General features: G+C 63.4%; 17 protein-coding genes. 12 read left to right on the top strand and 5 right to left on the bottom strand.

The window, feature by feature from the left end; genetic code table 11:
- Nucleotides 1–8: 8 nt before the first annotated feature.
- Nucleotides 9–776, top strand: coding sequence for a bestrophin-like domain (locus GYH35_RS28625; RefSeq protein WP_161811448.1), 768 nt, complete (start codon nt 9–11; stop codon nt 774–776).
- Nucleotides 777–784: 8 nt separating this feature from the next.
- On the opposite strand, the gene GYH35_RS28620 is transcribed toward GYH35_RS28625, so the two are convergent.
- Nucleotides 785–1,918, bottom strand: coding sequence for a DJ-1/PfpI family protein (locus GYH35_RS28620; RefSeq protein ID WP_161830218.1), 1,134 nt, complete (start codon nt 1,916–1,918; stop codon nt 785–787).
- A 36-nt stretch (nt 1,919–1,954) separates the two neighbouring features.
- Complete coding sequence (locus GYH35_RS28615) at nt 1,955–3,307, bottom strand: amidase (protein ID WP_161811450.1); 1,353 nt, start codon at nt 3,305–3,307, stop codon at nt 1,955–1,957.
- A gap of 146 nt (nt 3,308–3,453) precedes the next feature.
- Between GYH35_RS28615 and mltF the strand changes: the two genes are divergently transcribed.
- On the top strand, nt 3,454–4,890 hold the full coding sequence (mltF, locus tag GYH35_RS28610; RefSeq protein WP_161811451.1) for a membrane-bound lytic murein transglycosylase MltF: 1,437 nt from the start codon (nt 3,454–3,456) through the stop codon (nt 4,888–4,890).
- A 9-nt stretch (nt 4,891–4,899) separates the two neighbouring features.
- Here the strand turns inward: mltF and tagH are convergent, their stop codons facing one another.
- Entirely contained in the window at nt 4,900–6,345 is a 1,446-nt protein-coding gene (gene tagH, locus GYH35_RS28605; RefSeq protein ID WP_161830217.1) for a type VI secretion system-associated FHA domain protein TagH, read from the bottom strand.
- A 113-nt stretch (nt 6,346–6,458) separates the two neighbouring features.
- Here tagH and GYH35_RS28600 point away from each other — a divergent pair, with 113 nt between their 5' ends.
- From GYH35_RS28600 to GYH35_RS28590, 3 genes are all read left to right on the top strand, one after another.
- A complete protein-coding gene (locus GYH35_RS28600) occupies nt 6,459–6,788 on the top strand; it encodes a DUF1820 family protein (protein WP_129642909.1) in 330 nt (109 codons plus the stop codon).
- 143 nt (nt 6,789–6,931) lie between these two features.
- Nucleotides 6,932–10,840 carry a phosphoribosylformylglycinamidine synthase gene (purL, locus tag GYH35_RS28595; protein WP_161830216.1) on the top strand — a complete coding sequence of 1,303 codons (3,909 nt, stop codon included), beginning with the start codon at nt 6,932–6,934 and terminating at the stop codon, nt 10,838–10,840.
- Between the two features lie 77 nt (nt 10,841–10,917).
- On the top strand, nt 10,918–11,343 hold the full coding sequence (locus GYH35_RS28590; protein WP_161830215.1) for a YidB family protein: 426 nt from the start codon (nt 10,918–10,920) through the stop codon (nt 11,341–11,343).
- Nucleotides 11,344–11,349: 6 nt separating this feature from the next.
- Here GYH35_RS28590 and GYH35_RS28585 read toward each other — a convergent pair whose 3' ends face one another.
- Nucleotides 11,350–12,003 carry a hypothetical protein gene (locus tag GYH35_RS28585; protein WP_161811455.1) on the bottom strand — a complete coding sequence of 218 codons (654 nt, stop codon included), beginning with the start codon at nt 12,001–12,003 and terminating at the stop codon, nt 11,350–11,352.
- Nucleotides 12,004–12,041: 38 nt separating this feature from the next.
- Entirely contained in the window at nt 12,042–13,718 is a 1,677-nt protein-coding gene (gene ettA, locus GYH35_RS28580) for an energy-dependent translational throttle protein EttA (RefSeq protein ID WP_161830214.1), read from the bottom strand.
- Nucleotides 13,719–13,816: 98 nt separating this feature from the next.
- Between ettA and GYH35_RS28575 the strand changes: the two genes are divergently transcribed.
- From GYH35_RS28575 to GYH35_RS28545, 7 genes are read left to right on the top strand one after another with little or no spacing between them, the layout of a single operon-like run.
- A complete protein-coding gene (locus GYH35_RS28575; RefSeq protein ID WP_161830213.1) occupies nt 13,817–16,717 on the top strand; it encodes a monovalent cation/H+ antiporter subunit A in 2,901 nt (966 codons plus the stop codon).
- On the top strand, nt 16,717–17,061 hold the full coding sequence (locus GYH35_RS28570) for a Na+/H+ antiporter subunit C (protein ID WP_161811457.1): 345 nt from the start codon (nt 16,717–16,719) through the stop codon (nt 17,059–17,061). The genes GYH35_RS28575 and GYH35_RS28570 overlap by 1 nt, the downstream gene beginning before the upstream one ends.
- Entirely contained in the window at nt 17,058–18,686 is a 1,629-nt protein-coding gene (locus tag GYH35_RS28565) for a monovalent cation/H+ antiporter subunit D (protein WP_161811458.1), read from the top strand. The genes GYH35_RS28570 and GYH35_RS28565 overlap by 4 nt, the downstream gene beginning before the upstream one ends.
- A complete protein-coding gene (locus tag GYH35_RS28560; protein ID WP_161811459.1) occupies nt 18,683–19,168 on the top strand; it encodes a Na+/H+ antiporter subunit E in 486 nt (161 codons plus the stop codon). Before GYH35_RS28565 ends, GYH35_RS28560 begins: the two co-directional genes overlap by 4 nt.
- Nucleotides 19,165–19,446 carry a K+/H+ antiporter subunit F gene (locus tag GYH35_RS28555; protein ID WP_161811460.1) on the top strand — a complete coding sequence of 94 codons (282 nt, stop codon included), beginning with the start codon at nt 19,165–19,167 and terminating at the stop codon, nt 19,444–19,446. The genes GYH35_RS28560 and GYH35_RS28555 overlap by 4 nt, the downstream gene beginning before the upstream one ends.
- Complete coding sequence (mnhG, locus tag GYH35_RS28550; RefSeq protein ID WP_161811461.1) at nt 19,443–19,760, top strand: monovalent cation/H(+) antiporter subunit G; 318 nt, start codon at nt 19,443–19,445, stop codon at nt 19,758–19,760. The genes GYH35_RS28555 and mnhG overlap by 4 nt, the downstream gene beginning before the upstream one ends.
- 41 nt (nt 19,761–19,801) lie before the next feature.
- A complete protein-coding gene (locus GYH35_RS28545; RefSeq protein ID WP_161811462.1) occupies nt 19,802–20,944 on the top strand; it encodes an ABC transporter permease in 1,143 nt (380 codons plus the stop codon).
- The last annotated feature ends 3 nt before the right edge of the window (nt 20,945–20,947 follow it).

The following is a 20,947-nucleotide window of genomic DNA, read 5'->3' as shown; positions in this document are numbered from 1 at the left end:
AGGCGCGCATGCTAGTCCTGCAATCCGCGCTGTTCGCGCTGGGACTCTTCTTCGGCACGCTCATCTGTCTCCGAGCCGGTTGGGTCGTTGGGCGTGAGCGGTTGCGCGATGTCGATGCCGACTCCGGGCTCGGCGCCGTGGACGGTGCAGTATTTGGCTTGATGGGGCTGTTGCTGGCTTTCACCTTCACGACCGCGGCGGCACGGTTCGATCATCGGCGCGATCTGGTCGTCGAAGAGGTCAACGCGATCGGGACCGCCTGGCTCCGGCTCGAGCTGCTGCAATCGGACGCTCGCGACGATCTCAGAGAGTTGATGCGTCGCTATGTCGATGCGCGCATCGCGAGTTACGCGCACACGTCGGACGACGCCGCCACGAACCAGGCCGTGCAAAAGAGCTATGAGATACAGAACGAGCTCTGGACGAGATTGATCGCGGCGTTACAAGCAGAGACCGCATTGCCGCTCGTGCAAAGTGTCGTGCCCGCCGTCAATGAGATGTTCGATATCGCGCAGACCAGAATCCTGGCGACGCGTCAGCATCCGCCGCTGGCGGTCTATTTGATGCTGGGCCTGCTGGTGCTGGTGAGCTCGTTGCTGGCCGGCTTTGGGATGGCCAAGGCGGCTTCGCAGAGCAAGCTACACGTGCTGGCATTCGCCGCCATTGTCAGTGCGTCTATTTACCTGATTCTGGACATCGAGTTTCCGCGCCTCGGGTTCGTGCGCGTGGATCAATTCGATCGAGCGCTCGTCGAGTTACGCGCCACGATGGATTGACGCAGTCACTACTGGGGCTCGCACTCCGGCTGGCCGGGATATTCCAGCTCGATCATCACCCACTCGCGGCGCGAAGTGCCGAAGCGCGAGCCGATCTCGCAGAGCGTGCGGTCGAGTTGTTCCATCGGCTTCAGATCCGGCGTCAGCGGCAGGGGAGCGGCATCTTCAGCGCCGCCCTCGGGAAGCAGAGTGATGCCGCTGCGGAGTTGCACCGGCGCCGGCGCGGCGGCTTGCACAGTCATATGTCCGGTGCGAGACCAGGCGTCGGCGGTGAACGCGAGAGTGATGTCGTCCATGCCGTTCACGACGTCGACGCGCATCTGATCGTCGCGCCAGAACGCCATCTTGTTGAGGACAAAGCTCAGCCCCCGTGAAAAGTCGAGTCCGAAGAGCGAGCTGTCGTGCACGGGTGTCCACGACTCCACGCCGAACTCGGTCGCGAGCGCCTGTGCCTTCTCGCGTCCGCCGATCGCTTCGATCAGTGAGAGCATGGCGGGCACCGAAGCACTGATGCCGGTGGTAGTGCCGATGTTGCTGTCGATCACATATCGCTGATGGGGAACATACACCGCGGTGGGGTGGCTCTCGCGCAATCCATCGAGGAAATACCAGTGCGTCGTGAAGCGGCGATGATCCAGCAGACCGGCCTTGCCTAGAACGACCGCGCCGGCGCAGACACTGATGATGCGTGCGCCATGGTCCGATTGTTTGTTCAGCCAGCTCAGGATCGCGCCGTCTCGGGTGGCGGTCATTTCCGGCTCGCTCATGGCCGGCACGATCACGTAGTCAGCGCCGGTGGGGTAGGCCTGATCGAAGCTCGCCAGATCCTGCGCGATCTCGATTTGCAGCGCTGGATATAAAGAGACGGGGCCGGCGCGCCCGGCGACGGCGTGCACGTCAGCGATGCCGGCGCGCTGCAAGACTGCATGAGTCAGCAGAAAATCTGTGGTTTCGGTGCCTTCGTTGCGGGCAACGACGGCGATGACGGGCCTGCCCTCACGCCGCGGTTTGATTGCTTCTACGAAGGCCGCAGCCTGCTGAGCGGAAATGGCGGCGTCGACGGGCGGCGGCGAGGGCACATCGGAACCGCAACCGGCCAGTGCAATCATTGCAAGTGCGGCCGTCCAGCTGATCGATCTCATAGCGACGCCCCTGTCGTATGTGTGCTGAGCTCAAAGTTAGCAGAGTCGCCGCTGGTTGAGAGCGCTCTCGATGCCTTGGGCGATTGCGAGTAAACGTTCATCGGTACCGCGCCGTCCGATCAGCATCAAGCCGACGGGCGGCTCGCCGTGGCGATGTATCGGCAAGGAGATCGCACAGCCATCGAGGAAGTTTGCCAGCGATGGATTGCGCAGTACGAGCACATTCAGCCGAACATAGTCAGCATCGTGCGCAAAAGCTGCGAAAGGCGGCGGAATGATCGGTGTGGTCGGCAACACCAGCGCATCCACGTCGGCGGTGGCTTGTTCGAAACCGGCAATGACTTCCGCTCGGGCATCGTGCATCTCGCGCACGTACTGATCGGTGAACTCGGCGGCTTTCAGGATCCGGTTCGCGACGCGCGGGTCGTATTGATCGCGGAATCGTTCGAGCAGCGGTCGATGCCATGCATAAGCCTCGGCCGTCGCGATCCCGCCGCGTGAGTTGATCTCTGGAATGCGCAGCAGCTCGGGCAGCGGCTGACGTGAAATAGAAACGCCTGCACGCGACAGCTCATCGACCCCGCGCTCGAACGCTTTTGTCACGTGCTCGTCGAGATCGTTCAGCACGAGCGATGTTGGCAACAGCAGTCGAATATCACTAAGGGGAGCAGAAGCGAGCGGCCGTGGCGTTACGCCTCTCACGAGGGCATCGACCGCCACACAGCACGAAACACTGTTTGCGAGCGGTCCAATGGAATCGAGCGAATGCGCCAGCGGTGTTACGCCATCGCGCGGCACTCGATGCGCCGTCGGCTTGAAACCAACGATGCCGCAGAACGCGGCTGGAATTCGACACGAGCCGCCGGTATCCGTGCCCAGGCTCGCCGCCGCCATGCCGTCCGCAACTGCGACCGCGCCGCCTGACGTAGAGCCGCCTGGAATTCGGCCGGTGGCGCGATCGAAGGGACTGGCGGGTGTTCCGTAATGGGGATTCAGTCCCAAGCCGGAGAACGCAAACTCGGTCATCGTATTGCGACCGATAAATATGAAACCGGCGGCGCGCAGCCGAGCAATCACGGGGGCGTCGCGCAACGCCGGTGGCTCACTCGCCAGAATACGAGAGCCCGCGCGTGTCACCTCACCGGCCACATCGAACAGATCTTTGATCGCGATCGGAATGCCGGCGAACTCAGGCAGCGCAACGCCGGCCGCTCGCTTGCGGTCGATCTCGTCGGCCTGGACTCGGGCGCTTTGCGCAGCGACGGTCATGAAGGCGCGCGCGCCTTCGCCATTCGGATCGGCGATCCGGTCGAGCGCTTCATCGACGAGTTGCCGGGCGTGGAGGGCGCCGCTGGCCAGTGCCTGGGCGAGATCTTTGAGTGTTTGCATGAGCGGAGTCTGCCACGGGATTCAGGCGGGGAAACCCTCAGCAAGGGCTGGGGGACTTCGCTCACAGTAGCCAGCTGACGACATTGCCCCGGCGGCCGCTTTCGGGTCCAATGCCGGGCCTTGCGGGTTGCCATTAAGGAGCGGGGTTGAAAATCACCCTCGCCATCATTGCGATGCTGCTGCTGGGCACGTGTTCCCAGCCGCCCAGCGTCATGGAGCAGATATTGCGCAGTGGCGAGCTGCGCGTCGTCACCCGCAACCTGCCGAGCGCCTATTACCTCGGCGCGGATGGCCCGCAGGGCCCCGAATTCGATCTGGCCGCGCGCTTTGCCGCCGAGCTGGGCGTCAAGCTCTTCATATACTCCGTGCCCAACGTCGCCGACGCGATGCGCGAGCTCGAATCGCGCCGGGCTCACATCGCGGCGGCCGGTCTGACGCGTGGCCTGCGCTTGCCGCCGCAAACGGGCTTCGGCCCACCCTATCAGCAGGTGCGCGAGCATCTGATTTTCCGTCAAGGCGATCCGCGTCCGCGGCGGCTCGATCAAACCTACGACGGACACATCGAAGTCGTTGCTGGCACTGCGCATGCCGCCACGCTCGAACAGCTCCGGGTCCATTACGCGAATCTGTCCTGGGTCGAGAATCCCGCCGTCGAAACGGAAGAGTTGTTGTATCGATTGTCCCGGCGCGAGTTCGATTACACGGTCGCGGATTCGAACGAGTTCGCCATCGGCCGCGCGTTCCATCCTGAGATCCGCATCGCCTTCGATTTGTCCGGGGGCAAGGCCCTGGCGTGGGCCGTCGATTCGCGCGATTCGAGCTTGCTCAAGCGCGTCACGGCGTTCTTCTCATCGGCGCGGGCCGAAGGCCGGCTCGCTTCCATTCTCGATTCTTATTATGGAGCGACGGACCGCTTCGATTACATCCAGGCGCGCGTGTTCATGGAACACATCGAATCGCGCTTGCCGCAATACCGTCACTGGTTCAAGGAAGCGGCCGCGGATGTCGGTGTCGATTGGCGATTGCTTGCGGCGGTCGGCTATCAGGAATCGCATTGGGATCCCAGCGCGACTTCTCACACCGGCGTGCGCGGTCTGATGATGCTCACCGAAGACACGGCGCGGGCGCTGAACGTCGTCGATCGATTGGATCCGCGCGCCAGCATTTTCGGTGGCGCCAAATATTTCGTCTGGTTACGCGACCAGATTCCCAAGCGAATCCTCGAGCCGGATCGAACCTGGTTTACGCTGGCCGCTTATAACGTCGGCGTCGGTCATCTCGAAGACGCGCGCATCCTGACGCAGATGCATGGCAAGAATCCGGATCTATGGAACGATGTGCGCGAGCATTTGCCGCTGCTGACGCAGGAGAAATGGTATTCGCGAGTGAAGCGCGGTTATGCCAGAGGCTGGGAGCCGGTGCGCTTCGTGGAGAACATCCGCGGCTACATCGATATTCTGGATTGGGTGGCGACCGACTCGGGCCCGGCGGCACAACGCGAGGCAGGGGTGACGGCGACGAGCGCGACCAGCACGGTCGTCACACCGACCAATCCGAACAGCATGCTGACGCCGCGGCGCTGACTTAAGAGATCAGCGCTTCTTCTGCTGCGCCTTCTCGGCGTACGTGCGAGCCAGCTCTTCGGCGAACAGCGTCGGCAGGTTCTGCTCGTTGCGCTGATTCAGTACGTGATAGAACTCGGTGTAGAGCTCCCAGTACTTCATCTTGTTGGCCGCGCCGAGCAGCGCGCCGCGCTTCAGGCCACGATCGAACTTTTCCTGCAGCTCGCCCGGCTCGATGCGATTCATCACTTCGTCGATTGCAGCCTGGATGGCCGCGGACAACGACTGTTGATGAGTACGCAGATCGGCGAACGAATCGCGGATCGCATCCACCGGTCCGAGGTAACGCGTGTTGTTATGGCCGTCGAACAGCTTCACCAAAGCTTCATCGACGCTCGCCGAGAATTTCAGCGGATTGTTGTCGGCCGGCTGAATCGTCGTCTGGCTGAGGCGCAGACGATTCTTCTGATCGGCGCGACCCTTGAGCACATCCATCAGGCCGAGCACGACTTCGCGAGTCATCTGACCGGCGAGTTGTAGCAGCGCGTGCTGGGTTTCCAGCGGAATCGACGCCGGGTCGATGCCCGCGCCCCGGCAGAACGCTTCGACGCCATTGGCCGGCTCGAGCATCGCATCGGTCGCGCGGCGGCCGGCGCGAGGCTCGGGCGCCGGCGCGGCAGCGGGCTTCTCGGCCGGACGAGCCAGCGACGCGGGATTGGTCAACGCCTGCAACGACTTGCGATCGTACGGCTTGGTCTGCATCTGCCAGTCGTCGGGCTTACCGCCCGGAACGACGGTGCGCTGCTCGATTTCCTCGGGCGCATCCAACAGCGACGCAAAGCCACTGCGAGTCGGTTTGCCGGGCACCGTGTTGTTGTTCGGAACGCCCGGCCGCGTCGGCTGCAGGTCAATACCCAACGCCTTGTTGAGATCGAACATGCTGGGGCTGGAGTTTCCGGCGCTGACCGTGGCGGGCGCGGGGCTGGGCACAGGGGCCGGCTTGATGGCCGCGTCGGTCAACAGGTCGGTGATGTCCAGTTCTTCGCCGAGGTCCATCTCCGGCGCGGACGAGCCGCGGCGTGCCCCAGAAGAGGCAGAAGAGGCGCGGGCGGGCGCGGGCATCTGGCCGCTGGCATCCGAGGGGAAATCCTGGCGCTCGTCGACGCTGACAATGATTTCATAGTCGCCGAGCCGCAGCCGATCGCCGTCTTTGAGCGCATAGGCGCCCTCCACCGAGGCGGGCACGTCGGAGCCGTTGATGAAGACTCCGTTGGTGCTGGTATCCTCCAGCATCCATTGGCCGGCACGAAACTCCACTTTGCAGTGGTGGCTGGAGATGTAGCGATCGGGGTCCGGCAGGATCCAGTCGTTGTCCGCGGCGCGGCCGATCCGCCCGCCGGTGACGCCGAACAGGCGCGAGCTGCGCTTGCCGAGCGCCTTGTAGTGATCGCTGATGATGCGGAGTTTCAGTGCCATGGACCGGAATTCAGGAAATTGCTTACGCGGTAGCGATCGCGTGGCGTCAGGTATGTGAGCAGTAATGTTACATAGCCTGGACCCGCAGCCTACCAACGAGGCCCGATAGCAAGATGGCAGCCAGTCACATTTTCAAGGTCGTGTTTGTCAACCAGGGCAAGGTCTACGAGATCTACGCCCGCAAGGTCAGCCATGGCTCGTTGTTCGGCTTCGTGGAGGTCGAAGAGCTGGTCTTCGGCGAGCGTTCGGCCGTAGTGGTCGATCCTACGGAAGAAAAGGTGAAAGCCGAATTCGAGGGCGTAAAACGCACCTATTTGCCCATGCATTCGGTGCTGCGCATCGACGAAGTGCGACAGCAGGGCGTGAGCAAGATCAGCAATTTCGAGGGCTCGAACGTCACTCCGTTCCCGATGCCCGTGTACACGCCGGGCGACAAGAAGTAAGCAGTCCGATTTCGGCGGCCGGAGTAAGAGGCCCTCAATCGCCGTACGGCTCGGAACGGAGCTGTCCGCGCCGTACGGCCTCCGGAAATTGGGCGGCGTTTCCGGTATGATTCGCGCCCGTTCCGCTGCCCCCTCCGCACCGCATGCTGACACTGTCTGGCGCGCCTGCACTGTCCGATTTCCGTTCCGCTCGCCTGCTTGCCGCCCTTCGTTCGCGAGTCCCAGCCGTCGCGTCGCTGACCACGCGCTTTACGCACTTTGTTCAAGCGCGGCGCGAACTTAGCGCTGAAGAGCGACGCGTCCTGGAGGCGCTGCTGACGTACGGCTCGACCCAGCCGGGCGCGGCGCCGGCTGCGACCGATCAACTGATCGTCGTCATCCCACGTCCGGGCACGATTTCACCCTGGTCGAGCAAGGCTACCGATATCGCGCAGGTCTGCGGATTGGAGGCCGTCGAGCGCATCGAACGCGGCATCGCTTATTTCGTGCGCGGCTCGCAGCCGCTGTCGAAGGCCGATCTCGAGGCCATGGCGCCGGCGCTTCACGACCGGATGACCGAAGCGGCCGTGTTCTCCTATGACGACGCGGCCCAGTTGTTCGATCATCAGTCGCCGCGCCGCTTGAACACGGTGCCGCTGCTGGCCCGCGGCCGTGACGCGCTGGTCGAAGCGAACGAATCGCTCGGCCTGGCCTTGTCGGCGGACGAGATCGACTATCTCGCCGACAACTTCAAGAAGTTGAACCGTGATCCCACCGACGTCGAGTTGATGATGTTCGCGCAGGCCAATTCCGAGCACTGCCGGCACAAGATCTTCAACGCCGACTGGATCATCGACGGCGAGCGTCAGCCCAAGTCGCTGTTCGCCATGATCAAGAACACCTTCGCGAAGAACTCGCGCGGCGTGCTCTCCGCCTATCGCGACAACGCGGCGGTGATCGAAGGTCCCGTCGGCCGACGCTGGTTCGCCGACGTGAATCGGCACGCCTACGCGTTCAACGATGAGCCGATCGACATCCTGATGAAGGTGGAGACTCACAATCATCCGACCGCGATCTCGCCATTCCCCGGCGCGGCGACGGGCTCGGGCGGTGAGATTCGCGACGAAGGCGCGACCGGTCGCGGCGGCAAGCCGAAAGCGGGCCTGGCGGGATTCTCCGTTTCCCACTTGCGCATTCCCGGCTTCGAACAGCCTTGGGAAAAAGATTTCGGCAAGCCGGGCCGCATTGCCTCGGCGCTCGACATCATGGTCGAAGGCCCGCTCGGCGCGGCTGCCTTCAACAACGAGTTCGGCCGACCCAACATTCTCGGTTACTTCCGCACGTTCGAGCTCGAAGCCGCTGCCGACAAGTCCGGCTCGCGAGCAACGCTGCGTGGCTATCACAAGCCCATCATGATCGCGGGCGGCGTCGGCAACGTCCGTCGCATGCACGTCGAGAAGTCGGAGATTCCGCCGGGCGCGAAGATCGTCGTGCTCGGCGGTCCGGCGATGCTCATCGGTCTGGGCGGCGGCGCCGCTTCGTCGGTGGGCAGCGGTGCGAGTACGGAAGATCTGGACTTCGCGTCCGTGCAGCGAGGCAACCCGGAAATCCAGCGTCGCGCGCAGGAAGTCATCGACCAGTGCTGGGCGATGGGCAAGGACAATCCCATCCTGCTGATTCACGATGTCGGCGCGGGCGGTATATCCAACGCAATCCCCGAGTCGATCGCCCACAGCGAAGGTCGCGGCGGTCGCATCGACCTGCGCACCGTGCCGTCGGTCGAGCCGGGCATGTCGCCGGTCGAGATCTGGTGTAACGAAGCGCAAGAGCGCTACGTGCTGCTGATCGACGCCAAGGATGTGAAACGTTTCGCCGAGCTGTGCGAGCGCGAGCGCTGCCCGTTCTCGGTGGTCGGCGACATTACCGACGATGGCTGGCTGAAGGTCGGCGATCCGTTGCTCAAAGATCCGCCGGTGGATCTGCCGCTCAACGTCATGCTCGGCAAGCCGCCGAAGATGACGCGCGATGTGAAGCAAGTGCCGGCGCTGAGCGATGACTTCAGCAGCGCGAACCTTGATGTGCGCGACGCGGCGTATCGGCTGCTGCGTTTCCCTGCCATTGCGGACAAAACCTTCCTCATCACGATCGGTGATCGGACCGTGGGCGGCTTGATCAGCCGCGATCCGATGGTCGGCCCCTGGCAGGTGCCGGTCAGCGACGTTGCCGTGACGATCAGCGATTACACGTCGGCGACCGGCGAGGCGATGTCGATGGGCGAGCGCACGCCGCTCGCACTGCTGAATGCTCCCGCGTCGGGTCGCATGGCGGTCGGCGAGGCCGTTACAAACATTGCTGCTGCCGACGTTGCCGCGCTCGATCAGGTGCGTCTGTCCGCGAACTGGATGGCCGCTTGCGGCGAGCCCGGCGAAGATGCGGATCTGTATGCGACGGTGAAGGCGGTCGGCGAAGAGTTCTGCCCGGCGTTGGGAATCACCATTCCGGTCGGCAAGGATTCGCTGTCGATGAAGACGACCTGGCAGGGCGAACAAGGTCCTCGCCGGATGGTCGCGCCCCTGTCGTTGATTGTTTCGGCATTCGCGCCGGTGCGCGATGTCAGCCGCACGCTCACGCCGCAGCTGCGGCCGGAGATCGACAGCGCGCTGGTGTCGATCGATCTGGGCGCGGGGCGCGATCGCCTCGGCGGCTCGTGTCTGGCGCAGGTGTTCGGCAAGCTCGGTCACGAAGCGCCGGACTGCGACGATCCGAAGGTGCTGGCGAATTTCTTCGCGGCGATCGTCGAGCTGCGCGCTGCGGGGTCGATCGTTGCGTATCACGACCGATCTGACGGCGGCTTGTTTGCAACGCTCGCAGAAATGGCCTTTGCCGGTCACTGCGGCGTGGACGTCGATCTGGGCCCCGACGTGCGCGACTGCGTGGCGGCGGCCTTCAGCGAAGAGCTGGGCGCGGTGCTGCAAGTTCGTTCCAGCGACGTGAAGTCCGTGCTGGGCGTGCTGGATCGTCACGGTCTCGCGACCATGAGCCGCGTCATCGGCAAGGTGACGAAAGAAGATCGTCTGCGCATTCGCTCCGGCGGCGAGTCGCTGTTGGATGAGTCGCGCACCGATCTGCATCGTGCGTGGTCGGAAACCAGCTTCCGCATGACGCAGCTTCGCGATAACCCGCGCGGTGCGCAGGAGCAGTTCGAGACGGTCACCGATCCGAACAACCCTGGGTTGAACGTCAAGCTCAGCTTCGATCTGAATCAGGACATCGCCGCGCCGTTCATTTCGAAGGGTGCGCGGCCGAAAGTTGCGATCCTGCGCGAGCAGGGCGTGAACAGCCACGTCGAGATGGCGGCTGCGTTCCATCGCGCCGGCTTCTCGCCGTTCGACGTCCACATGACCGACCTGGTCGCGGGTCGCTTCGATCTGAACGATTTCCTCGGCATGGTCATCTGCGGCGGCTTCTCGTACGGCGACGTGCTCGGCGCCGGCGAGGGTTGGGCGAAGTCCATTCTGTTCCACTCGCAGCTGCGCGATTCGTTCACGAAGTTCTTCCATCGGTCGGAAACATTCTCGCTCGGTGTTTGCAACGGCTGTCAGATGATGGCGGCGCTGCGCGAAGTGATTCCGGGCACGGAGCATTGGCCCAAGTTCGTGCGCAATCGCTCCGAACAATTCGAAGGCCGCCTGTCGCTGGTCGAGGTGGTCAAATCGCCGTCGCTGTTCTTCGCCGGCATGGAAGGCTCGCGCATGCCGATCGCCGTCGCGCACGGCGAGGGTTATGCGGACTTCGCAGGTCGCGGCAATATCGACGCGCTGATCGGCGCGAATCTCATGTCGCTGCGCTTCGTCGATAATCAAGGCAATGCGACCGAACGTTATCCGGCGAATCCGAACGGCTCGCCTCGCGGTCTCACCGGCATCACGACGCCGGACGGCCGTGTGACATTGCTGATGCCGCATCCGGAGCGTGTGTATCGCACGTTCCAGAATTCGTGGCACCCGGATGGCTGGAGCGAAGACAGCCCGTGGATGCGCATCTTCCGGAACGCTCGCGTGTGGGTGGGTTGATGCACCATCTGCGGATGCGGGCAGCTCGCACCGGGAGCATATAGTCCGACCCTCTTTGACTACCCGGAGGGTTCGCCATGGGATTGCTGGATCAAATCAGCGGCGCGGTCGGTGGCATGCTCGGGCAAGGACAGGCCGGAGCCCAAGGCGGTGATGTGCGCGGTGGCGCGAACACAGGCCTGTTGCAACAAGTGATCGGCATGCTCGGCTCGCCTGGCGCGCTGAGCAACATCACCAAAGGCTTTCACGGCGCCGGACTCGACAACGTGTTGCAGTCCTGGGTCGGCACCGGCCAGAACCTGCCCATCACTGGCGATCAAGTGAAGCAGGTGCTCGGATCGGGCAATGTCGCCGACTTGGGCGCACGCGCCGGGCTCAGCGAATCGGATGCGTCCAACGAGCTCGCGGGCATGTTGCCGCAAGTCATCGACAAGCTCACTCCCGACGGCAAGCTGCCGTCACAGGGCGATCTGAGCTCGGTAATCGGAAAACTGTTCCACTAGGGAAGTTTATTGCCAGCTGCCAGCGGCTTGCTGAGCCGCTGCGTTCACCGGACGGGCGATCAAGCCCGTCTGGGTGATCGAAATCTCGTAACGGGCGCCGTCGGACATCGGCATATAAGCAGCGTTGCCGTAGACGGCATCCACGAAGGGCAGGCGACCGGGCTTGTCGAGCGTGATCTGCCACAAATCCAGGCCGGGGTTTTCGGCGAGCGGATACACCGTTCGCTCCGCCGTGCGTTCCTGTGTGATGTCGCGATAACGGCCGCTGACGCGCTCCAAACGATACTGCGCGTCGAGGCCGAACAAGTTCGCCCAGCCTTTCCACTTCAGCACGCGCGCGTCGAGCTGCCATTCGTCGCCGGCTAGAACAAACATCTGGATCTCGCCGTTCGGCACTTGCGTGAGCGTGGCGTTGAACGACTGCGGTGCGCGCTGTTGGAACACGATTTCCGCAACCGGACGCTCGAACGTCAAACGAGCGTACGTGTGCAGATTCGAGGACACGACGAACAACAAAGCGGCGATGGCGAGCAGCAGCGCTCCGGTGAAGGCGCTGCCGCCAGCGGCGAGGAAGCGGGCGCGGAACAGCCGCTGACACGCGAGTATCAGCAGCAACAGTCCGAAGATGGCGATGACCAGAATGACTGCGTTCGAGATCACGCTTTAGCCGTCCTTGTCTGCGCCATCGTGGGTCACTCCTACGCGTCGAGCTTCTTGTAGCGGATGCGATGCGGGCGGTCCGCATCATCGCCTTTACGACGTTTGAAGTCTTCGACGTATTCCGCGTAATTGCCTTCGAACCAGACCACTTCGGAGTTGCCTTCGAAGGCCAGGATGTGCGTGGCGATGCGGTCCAGGAACCAGCGATCGTGCGAGATCACGATGGCGCAGCCCGGGAAGCCCAGCAGCGCTTCTTCGAGCGCGCGCAATGTTTCCACGTCCAGGTCGTTGGTGGGCTCGTCGAGCATCAGGACATTGCCGCCGCTCTTGAGCACCTTCGCCAGATGCACGCGATTGCGTTCGCCGCCCGACAGCTCGCCGATCAACTGCTGTTGCTGAGTGCCGCGGAAGTTGAAGCGACCGACGTAGCCGCGCGACGCGGTTTCGTAGTTGCCGACCTTGATCATGTCGAGGCCGCCCGAGATCTCCTGCCACACCGTGTTGCTGTCGGTCAGCGACTGGCGCGATTGATCGACGTAAGCCAGCTGCACCGACGGACCGATTCGGATCTCGCCGCTATCCGGTTTCTCCTGGCCGGTGATCATGCGGAACAGGGTGGTCTTACCGGCGCCGTTCGGGCCGATCACGCCGACGATGCCGCCGGCGGGCAGGTTGAAGCTCAGGTTGTCGAACAGCACGCGGTCGCCGAAGCTCTTCTTGACGTTCTTCGCTTCGATCACCAACTCGCCCAGGCGCGGGCCGGGCGGAATATAGATTTCGTTGGTTTCGTTGCGCTTCTGGAATTCCTGCGAGGACAGTTCCTCGAAGCGCTGCATGCGGGCCTTGCTCTTGGCCTGACGCGCCTTCGGATTCGAGCGCACCCACTCCAGTTCGCGTTCCAGGGTCTTGCGCAAACCTTCCTGCTGCTTCTCTTCCACGGCCAGACGCTTTTCCTTCTGGTCGAGCCACGAGGAATAGTTGCCCTGCCAGGGAATGCCGTGGCCGCGGTCCAGCTCCAGGATCCAGCCGGCGGCGTTGTCGAGGAAGTAACGATCGTGGGTCACCGCGATGACGGTGCCCGGATACTGTTCGAGAAAACGTTCCAGCCAGGCGACCGATTCGGCGTCGAGATGGTTGGTGGGCTCATCGAGCAGCAGCATGTCGGGCTTCGACAGCAGCAGGCGGCACAGCGCGACGCGACGGCGCTCGCCGCCGGAGATCTTGGTCACATCCGCGTCCCAGGGCGGCAGGCGCAGGGCGTCGGCAGCGACTTCGAGCGTGCGCTCCAGCTCCCAGCCGCCTTTGGCGTCGATGGCGTCCTGCAGCTTGGCCTGCTCTTCGAGCAGCTTGTTCATTTCGTCGGGATCCAGGTCGGGATCGGCGAACTTGTCGCTGACCGCGTTGAAGCGGTCGATCAGCGACTGCACGTCGCCGACGCCTTCGAGCACGTTGCCGCGCACGTCCTTGTTCGGATCCAGCCCCGGCTCCTGCTTCAAGAAGCCGATCTTGATGCCGGGCTGCGGGCGCGCCTCGCCGTCGATCTCCTTGTCCTCGCCGGCCATGATGCGCAGGAGCGAGGATTTGCCGGAGCCGTTCAAGCCGAGCACGCCGATCTTGGCGCCCGGAAAAAATGACAGGGAGATGTCCCGCAGGATGATGCGCTTGGGCGGCACCACCTTCGAGACGCGGTTCATGGTGTAGATGAATTGGGCCATAAGCTCTCTGCAGGCTCGGTCTTCAGGGGCGCGGAAAACCCGCAAGGGGGCGGAATGATACTACCGACATCGGGCCGAGTCGTGCAGCATTGGGCCCGATGACGCTCTACCTCGTACTTCTCTTACCGTTTGTCGGCGCGCTCGGCGCAGGACTTCTGCGGGCCACCGCCCGTAATGTGGAAGCATGGCTTGCCGGCGTGGTCGCGCTTTCCTGCGCGGGCATCCTGGCTACGTACTATCCAGACATGGCCGCCGGCCGGGTGGTGCAGGTCGCCGTCGACTGGCTGCCTCAATATGGCCTGACCTTCGGGCTGCGCCTCGACGGTTACGCATGGATGTTCGCCATGCTGGTGACCGTGATCGGCGCGCTGGTGGTCGTGTATGCGCGCTACTACATGTCGCCGGCCGATCCGGTGCCGCGCTTTTTCTCGTTCCTGCTGGCGTTCATGGGCTCGATGCTCGGCGTGGTGCTGTCGGGCAACCTGATCCAGCTGGTGATGTTCTGGGAGCTGACCAGCTTCACCTCGTTCGTGCTGATTGCTTACTGGTATCACCGCACCGACGCGAGGGCCGGGGCGCGCATGGCGCTGACCGTGACTGCGGCCGGTGGCATGTGTTTGCTCGCCGGCGTGCTGATGATGGGGCACATCGCGGGCAGCTACGACTTGGATCGTGTGCTCGCCGCGGCGGATACGATCCGGGCGCATGCGCTCTATCCATGGTTGCTGACGCTGGTGCTGCTCGGCGCCTTCACCAAGAGCGCGCAGTTTCCGTTCCACTTCTGGTTGCCTCGCGCGATGGCTGCGCCGACGCCGGTCTCGTCGTACCTGCATTCGGCGACGATGGTCAAAGCCGGCGTGTTCCTGCTGGCGCGACTGTGGCCGATATTGTCGGGCACGGATCTTTGGTTTGCGATCGTCTGCAGTGCCGGCCTGGCATCGCTGCTGGTCGGTGCGTACGCCGCGACTTTCCAGCGCGACATGAAGGGCGTGCTGGCGTATTCCACCATCAGTCATCTGGGGCTCATCACCCTGCTGCTCGGCATGAACAGCACGCTCGCGCTGGTGGCGGCGGTGTTCCACATGCTCAATCACGCGACCTTCAAGGCGTCGTTGTTCATGGCGGCGGGCATCGTGGATCACGAGACTGGCACGCGCGATTTGAAGCGCCTCGGCGGGCTGTATCACGCGATGCCGATCACCGCGACGCTGGCCATGGTCGCCGCTGCCGCCATGGCCGGTGTGCCGCTGTTGAACGGGTTCCTGTCGAAGGAGATGTTCTTCGCCGAAACCATCTTTGCGGGCGAAGCTTTGTGGCTGCGCATCCTGTTGCCGGCGACCGCGATTCTGGCCGGCATGTTCAGCGTCGCGTACTCGGCGCGTTTCATTCGTCAGGTGTTCTTTGGAACTGCGCCCGGGGAGTTGCCGCGCACGCCGCATGAGCCGACGCGATGGATGCTGCTGCCGAGCGCGACGCTCGTGCTGCTGTGTTTGCTGGTCGGCATGCTGCCGGGACGAACGATCGGTCCGGTGCTGGATCTTGCGACCCGAGCCATTCTCAACGGCGAGCGCATGCCGGTGTACAGCCTCAAGGTCTGGCACGGCCTGAACATGCCGTTGCTGATGAGCGCGGCGGCATTCATCGGTGGCCTGGCGATTCACGCGTGGCTGACGCGTCTCGGTCATCCCGAGGGCGTGTTGACGCCGCTGTTCCGGCGGTTCGACGGCAAGCGCGCATTCTCGATCTTGCAGGTCCGACTGACCCGCGGCGCGACCCGGTTGGTGAACGGTATCTCCTCCACACGCTTGCAGACGCAGTTGGCGTTGATCGTCGTCGCCGTCATCGCGGCTGCTTCGGTTGCGACGCTGGGGCAATTGAAAGTCGATCTGATGACCGAGCTGGCGCAAATCGATCCGGCCTTTGCCTTGTTGTGGGTGGTGGGTGCCGCTTGCGCCATCGGCGCGGCATTGCAGGCGAAGTTTCATCGGCTCGCGGCGTTGATCATGGTCGGCTGCGCCGGCCTGGTCACATCGCTCACATTCGCCTGGTTCTCCGCGCCCGATCTGGCGCTGACGCAAGTGAGCGTGGAGGTCGTGACGACGGTATTGCTGCTGCTCGGGCTGCGCTGGATGCCGAAACGGTTGGCGATGGAACTGAGGAACCGCGATACGATGCGCGCGCGCGTTCGTCGCGTTCGCGATGCCACGCTCGCGATCGTCGCCGGCCTCGGCATGGCGATGCTCGCTTACGTTGTGCTCACTCAACCTGCCGGGCCCGGCATCCGGGATTTCATCGTGAAGAACGCGCTGCCGGGCGGAGGCGGGCACAACATCGTCAACGTCATCCTGGTCGACTTCCGCGGCTTCGATACATTTGGCGAGATCACCGTGCTCGGCATCGTCGCGCTCACGATTTACAAACTGCTGCGTCGATTCCGCCCGGCGCCTGAAGTCATGACTTCGTCAGCGCAGAAGCGCGATCCCGCCCGTGAGCTGCCCGACCCGCGCGATCCGGTGCCGAAGGGAGTGATGCTGGTGCCGGCCATCATTGGACGGCTGTTGTTGCCGATGGCCGGCGTGGTCTCGGTGTTCTTTCTGTTACGAGGTCACAACGCGCCGGGCGGCGGTTTCGTCGGCGGCCTGGTGATGGCAACGGGATTCATCGCGCAGTACCTGGTTAACGGCACGCTGTGGGTCGAATCGCGCCTGCGCATTCATCCCCAATACTGGATTGCCGGAGGCTTGCTGTGCGCGGCGGGCGCGGGCTGCCTGGCCTGGTTCGCGTCGCTGCCTTTCATGTCCGCGATCGTTTGGGAGCCGAAGCTGCCGTTGCTGGGCAAGCTGCACCTGTCGAGCGTGCTGGTGTTCGATCTCGGCGTTTATTTGCTGGTCGTGGGCACCACGACGCTGATGTTGATTGCGTTGGCGCACCAGTCGCTGCGCAGTCATCGACGGCCGGCGGAAGCCGAGGAGATGACCAGCGTGAGGATGGTTCGCTGATGGAGTTGATCTATTCCCTCGCGGTTGGAATTTTCTGTGCTTGCGGCGTGTGGCTGTTACTGCGGCCGCGTACCTTCCAGGTGATTCTCGGCCTCGCGCTGCTGTCCTACGCGACCAACCTGTTCATTTTCGCGATGGGCCGGCTGACGCTGGACCGGCCGCCGCTGATCGATCCCAACGTCGTGCCCGATGCGTCCATGTTCGACGATCCCATCCCGCAGGCGCTGGTGTTGACCGCCATCGTGATCGGGTTTGCGACCACGGCGTTGTTCCTGGTGATGTTGATCGCGTCGCGCGGCTTCACCGGAACCGATCATGTCGACGGCGTGGAGAAGGACGAGTGAGCACGCTGTTACGACATCTGCCGGTATTGCCGATCGTGCTGCCGCTCGTGAGCGGCGCGCTGCTGTTGTTCCTGCCGCAGGGGCGCACGGTGTTGCGGTCGTCGGTTGCATTGCTGAGTACGATTGCCCAAGTGGCGATTGCCGCGTACCTGCTGTATCGGCTGATCGTTCCACAGCCCGGGCTGCTCGAGCACGGTGTCGAGGTGTACGTGCTGGGCGGGTGGGTCGCGCCGTACGGCATCGTGCTGGTCGTCGATCGATTATCGGCGTTGATGCTGGCGCTGAACGCCGCGATCGCGCTGCCCGTACACGTGTATTCGCTGGCGCATTGGGATCGCGTCGGGGTGCACTACCACTCGATGCTGCAGTTCCTGTTGATGGGACTGAACGGCGCGTTCCTCACCGGCGATCTGTTCAACCTGTTCGTGTTCTTCGAGATCCTGTTGTCGGCTTCTTACGGCCTGCTGTTGCACGGCTCGAACGCGGTGCGCGTGAAGGCCGGCCTGCACTATGTCGCGGTGAACCTGGCGGGCTCGCTGATATTCCTGATCGGCGTGGCGCTGATCTACGGCGTCGCTGGCACGTTGAACATGGCCGATCTGGGCGTGCAATGGGCCGCGATGGCGCCGGAGCATCGCAGCTTGTTCGAAGCCGGCGTCGGCATCCTCGGCATCGCCTTCTTGATCAAGGCCGGCATCTGGCCGCTCAACTTCTGGCTGCCGAAGACGTACACCGCGGCCAGTCCGCCGGTTGCGGCCATGTTCGCGATCATGACCAAGGTCGGCGTTTATGCCCTGTTACGCATGGGCTCGTTGCTGGCGATCCCCGAGGCGCCGGCGCCATTTGCCGGTCCGTGGTTGTTCTATGGAACGGTGGCGACGATGTGGTTCGGCATCGTCGGCATGCTCGCGGCGCGACAGCTGACTCGGTTGGTGTCGTTTTCGGTGATCGTTTCTTCCGGCACGTTGCTGGCCGTCATCGCGCTCGGCGTCACCTCGGCGACCGCGCCGGTGCTGTTGTATCTGATTGCGTCGGTGCCCGCGGGCACGGCGTTCTTTCTCATCGCCGGCATGACCGAGCGGCTGCGTGTCAATTCGGTCACCGAAGAGAACATGGCGCCACAGCCGACGACTTACACGGCCTTCATGGCGGGTGAGCCTCATGAAGTCGGTGACAACGAGTATGACGAGGTCGGCGTCGCGATTCCGGCGGCGCTGGCGTTTCTGGGCATGGCCTTCGTCAGTTGCACCATTCTCACGACCGGCCTGCCGCCGCTAGTGGGCTTCATGGCCAAGTTCTCGATGATCTCGGCGCTGCTCGGCGCGGCCATGGATCAATCTTCCCTGGATGCGTGGCTGTTGATTGTTTCTTTGTTGGCGGCAGGGTTCGCGGGGCTGATCGCGTTGACCAAGCGCGGCATGCGTAGCTTCTGGTCGACGGGACGTACCACGCCGCGACTGCGTTTCATCGAAGCCGTGCCGGTCGCTTTCCTGATCCTGCTGTGCGTGACGATGACGATCGCCGCGGGCCCGGTGATGAACTATCTCGACTCCGCGGCGGAGTGGCTGCACGAGCCGAACGCTTATATTCACGCGGTTCTGCCGACCAGGGAGGTGTCGCCGTGAAGCGCATTCCCGTGCTGTTGCCGCTGGGACTCGCGGTGTTGTGGCTGGTGCTCACCGAGTCACTGAGTTGGGGCAATGTCGCGCTGGGTCTGGTGTTGGGCTTCGGCATGGTGCTCAGCTTCCAGAACCTGCGACCGGTCACGCCGCGTTTTCGTCGCGTGCACGTCGGGTTCGGCCTGCTGTTCAAAGTGCTGGTGGACATCGTCAAATCGAACATCGCGGTCGGCCGTATCGTGCTCGGACTCACTCACGGCCGCGAAGTGAGAAGCGGCTTCCTCGACATTCCTCTGGACATGCGCGATCCGCACGGCCTGGCCGTGCTGGCCATGATCGTCACGGCCACGCCAGGCACGGTCTGGTCGGGATTGGCGGACGATTCATCGGTGCTGAGGTTGCACGTGTTGGATCTGCAGGATCCGGAGGCCTGGATCCGCACGATCAAACACCGCTACGAGGGACCGCTCCGGGAGATCTTCGAATGAACGCCGTACTGCACGCGTCGGTGTGGTTTGCGCAGTTGTGTTTCGCCCTGGCGATGGTGAACGCCGCCATCGCGATGATGCGAGGCCCGACCGCGCAGGATCGGGTGCTCGCGCTCGACACGCTCTATATCAACGGCATGTTGACGCTGCTGCTGTTCGGCGTGCGCTGGACGTCGTTCGTGCACTTCGAGGTCGCCATGCTGATTGCGCTGTTCGGCTTCGTCGGATCGGCGTCGCTGGCGATGTTTCTTTATCGAGGCGAGGTGATCGAGCCATGATGCCGGATATCCCTGCCTGGATTGCGCTGCCGGCCACGCTGCTGCTCATCGTCGGCGGGCTGCTGACGCTGGTGGGCTCCATCGGGCTGCTGCGGCTGCCGAACTTTTTCATGCGCATCCACAGCGTTTCGATGGGCAACACGCTCGGCGTGGGCTGCGTGCTCGTGGCATCGATGCTCATCGCTTCAGCGGTGGCGCAGCGGCCGGTCATTCATGAACTGTTGATCACATTGTTCGTGGTGTTCACCGCGCCCATCACCGCCATCGTGCTGATGCAGGCCGCGATCCGCAGAACCAAGCCGCCGAAGCAGTGAGCTTCATTCGTAGGGAATGCAGATAATTCAAAGTGGACTGTATGAAGTTTCTGCCGCTGGTCTGGACGGCGTTGTGGCATCGCCCCGCGCGCACCGTGTTCACACTGCTGTCGATCGTAGCCGCGTTCGTCTTGTTTGGCAGCCTGCAGGGCCTGAATGCAGGATTCGACAAGGCTGTGGTGGATCAACAGCTGGATACGTTGATTACAGATAGCCGGGTGCCCGGCGGTCCCGCCATGCCGGTCGCGGCATTGAGAGAGATCGAGGAACTGCCTGGCGTGGTGCTGGCCACCCAGCGAGCCACGCTGATCGGCTGGTACCAGCAACCGAAGAACACCGTCGCCGTCATCGCGGCCGACGCTGCCAAGTGGTTTTCAATACGACCGCGTCTGGCCGTCGCCACGGAGCAGATGAACGCACTGTTGGCGACTCGCACCGGCATGCTGGCGACGCCGGCGTTACAGAGCTACTACGGCTGGAAGATCGGGGACAAGATCCCGTTGCAGACGAGCCTGCCCAAGCGCGATGGCAGTCGGTCTTGGACGTTCGATCTGGTCGGCACGTTCGATGTCTCGGACAACCCCGGCAAGGCCTATCTCTCCGTCATCAACTACGATTACTTCGACGCCGAGCGCACCTCGGAGATCGGTACGGCGGAGCGCTTCCTGATCAGGATCGCGGATCCAAACCGGTCCGCCCGGACCGCCCTGGCCATCGACGGTCTGTTCGCCAATTCTTCGCACCAGACCCGCACCCGCTCGGAGAAGGAGATCGCGCAATCGCGTCTGAAGCAGATCGGGGATATCCGATTTCTCACCAATGCAGTGGTCGGCTCGGTGCTGTTCACGCTGTTGTTCGTGACGGGCAATACCATGCGGCAGTCGGTGCGCGAGCGCACTCCGGAATTCGGAGTCCTGAAAGCGCTGGGATCTTCGGATGGAGGGATCTTATTGCTGGTGCTCGCGGAGGCGCTGACGTTGTGCGTACTGGCGGCGATGCTCGGATTGGGCATTGCGCTGGCGGCCGCGCCGTTGCTGGAGGAGGTGATCGGTGTCGTCGAGTTCTCGTGGCGGGTCATCGCCAATGGAATATTCGTCGCAGGCCTGCTGGCGCTGGTAAGCGCGGTGGTGCCGGCCTGGAGTATCTGGCGCTCGAGCGTAGTCGATGCGTTGGACCGGCGTTGAGGG

The sequence above is a fragment of the Steroidobacter agaridevorans genome (genome assembly GCF_009932555.1).
Classification (GTDB): domain Bacteria; phylum Pseudomonadota; class Gammaproteobacteria; order Steroidobacterales; family Steroidobacteraceae; genus Steroidobacter; species Steroidobacter agaridevorans.
The sequence above is the reverse complement of the archived record's forward strand: the minus strand, read 5'-3'. Positions and strand labels throughout refer to the sequence as shown.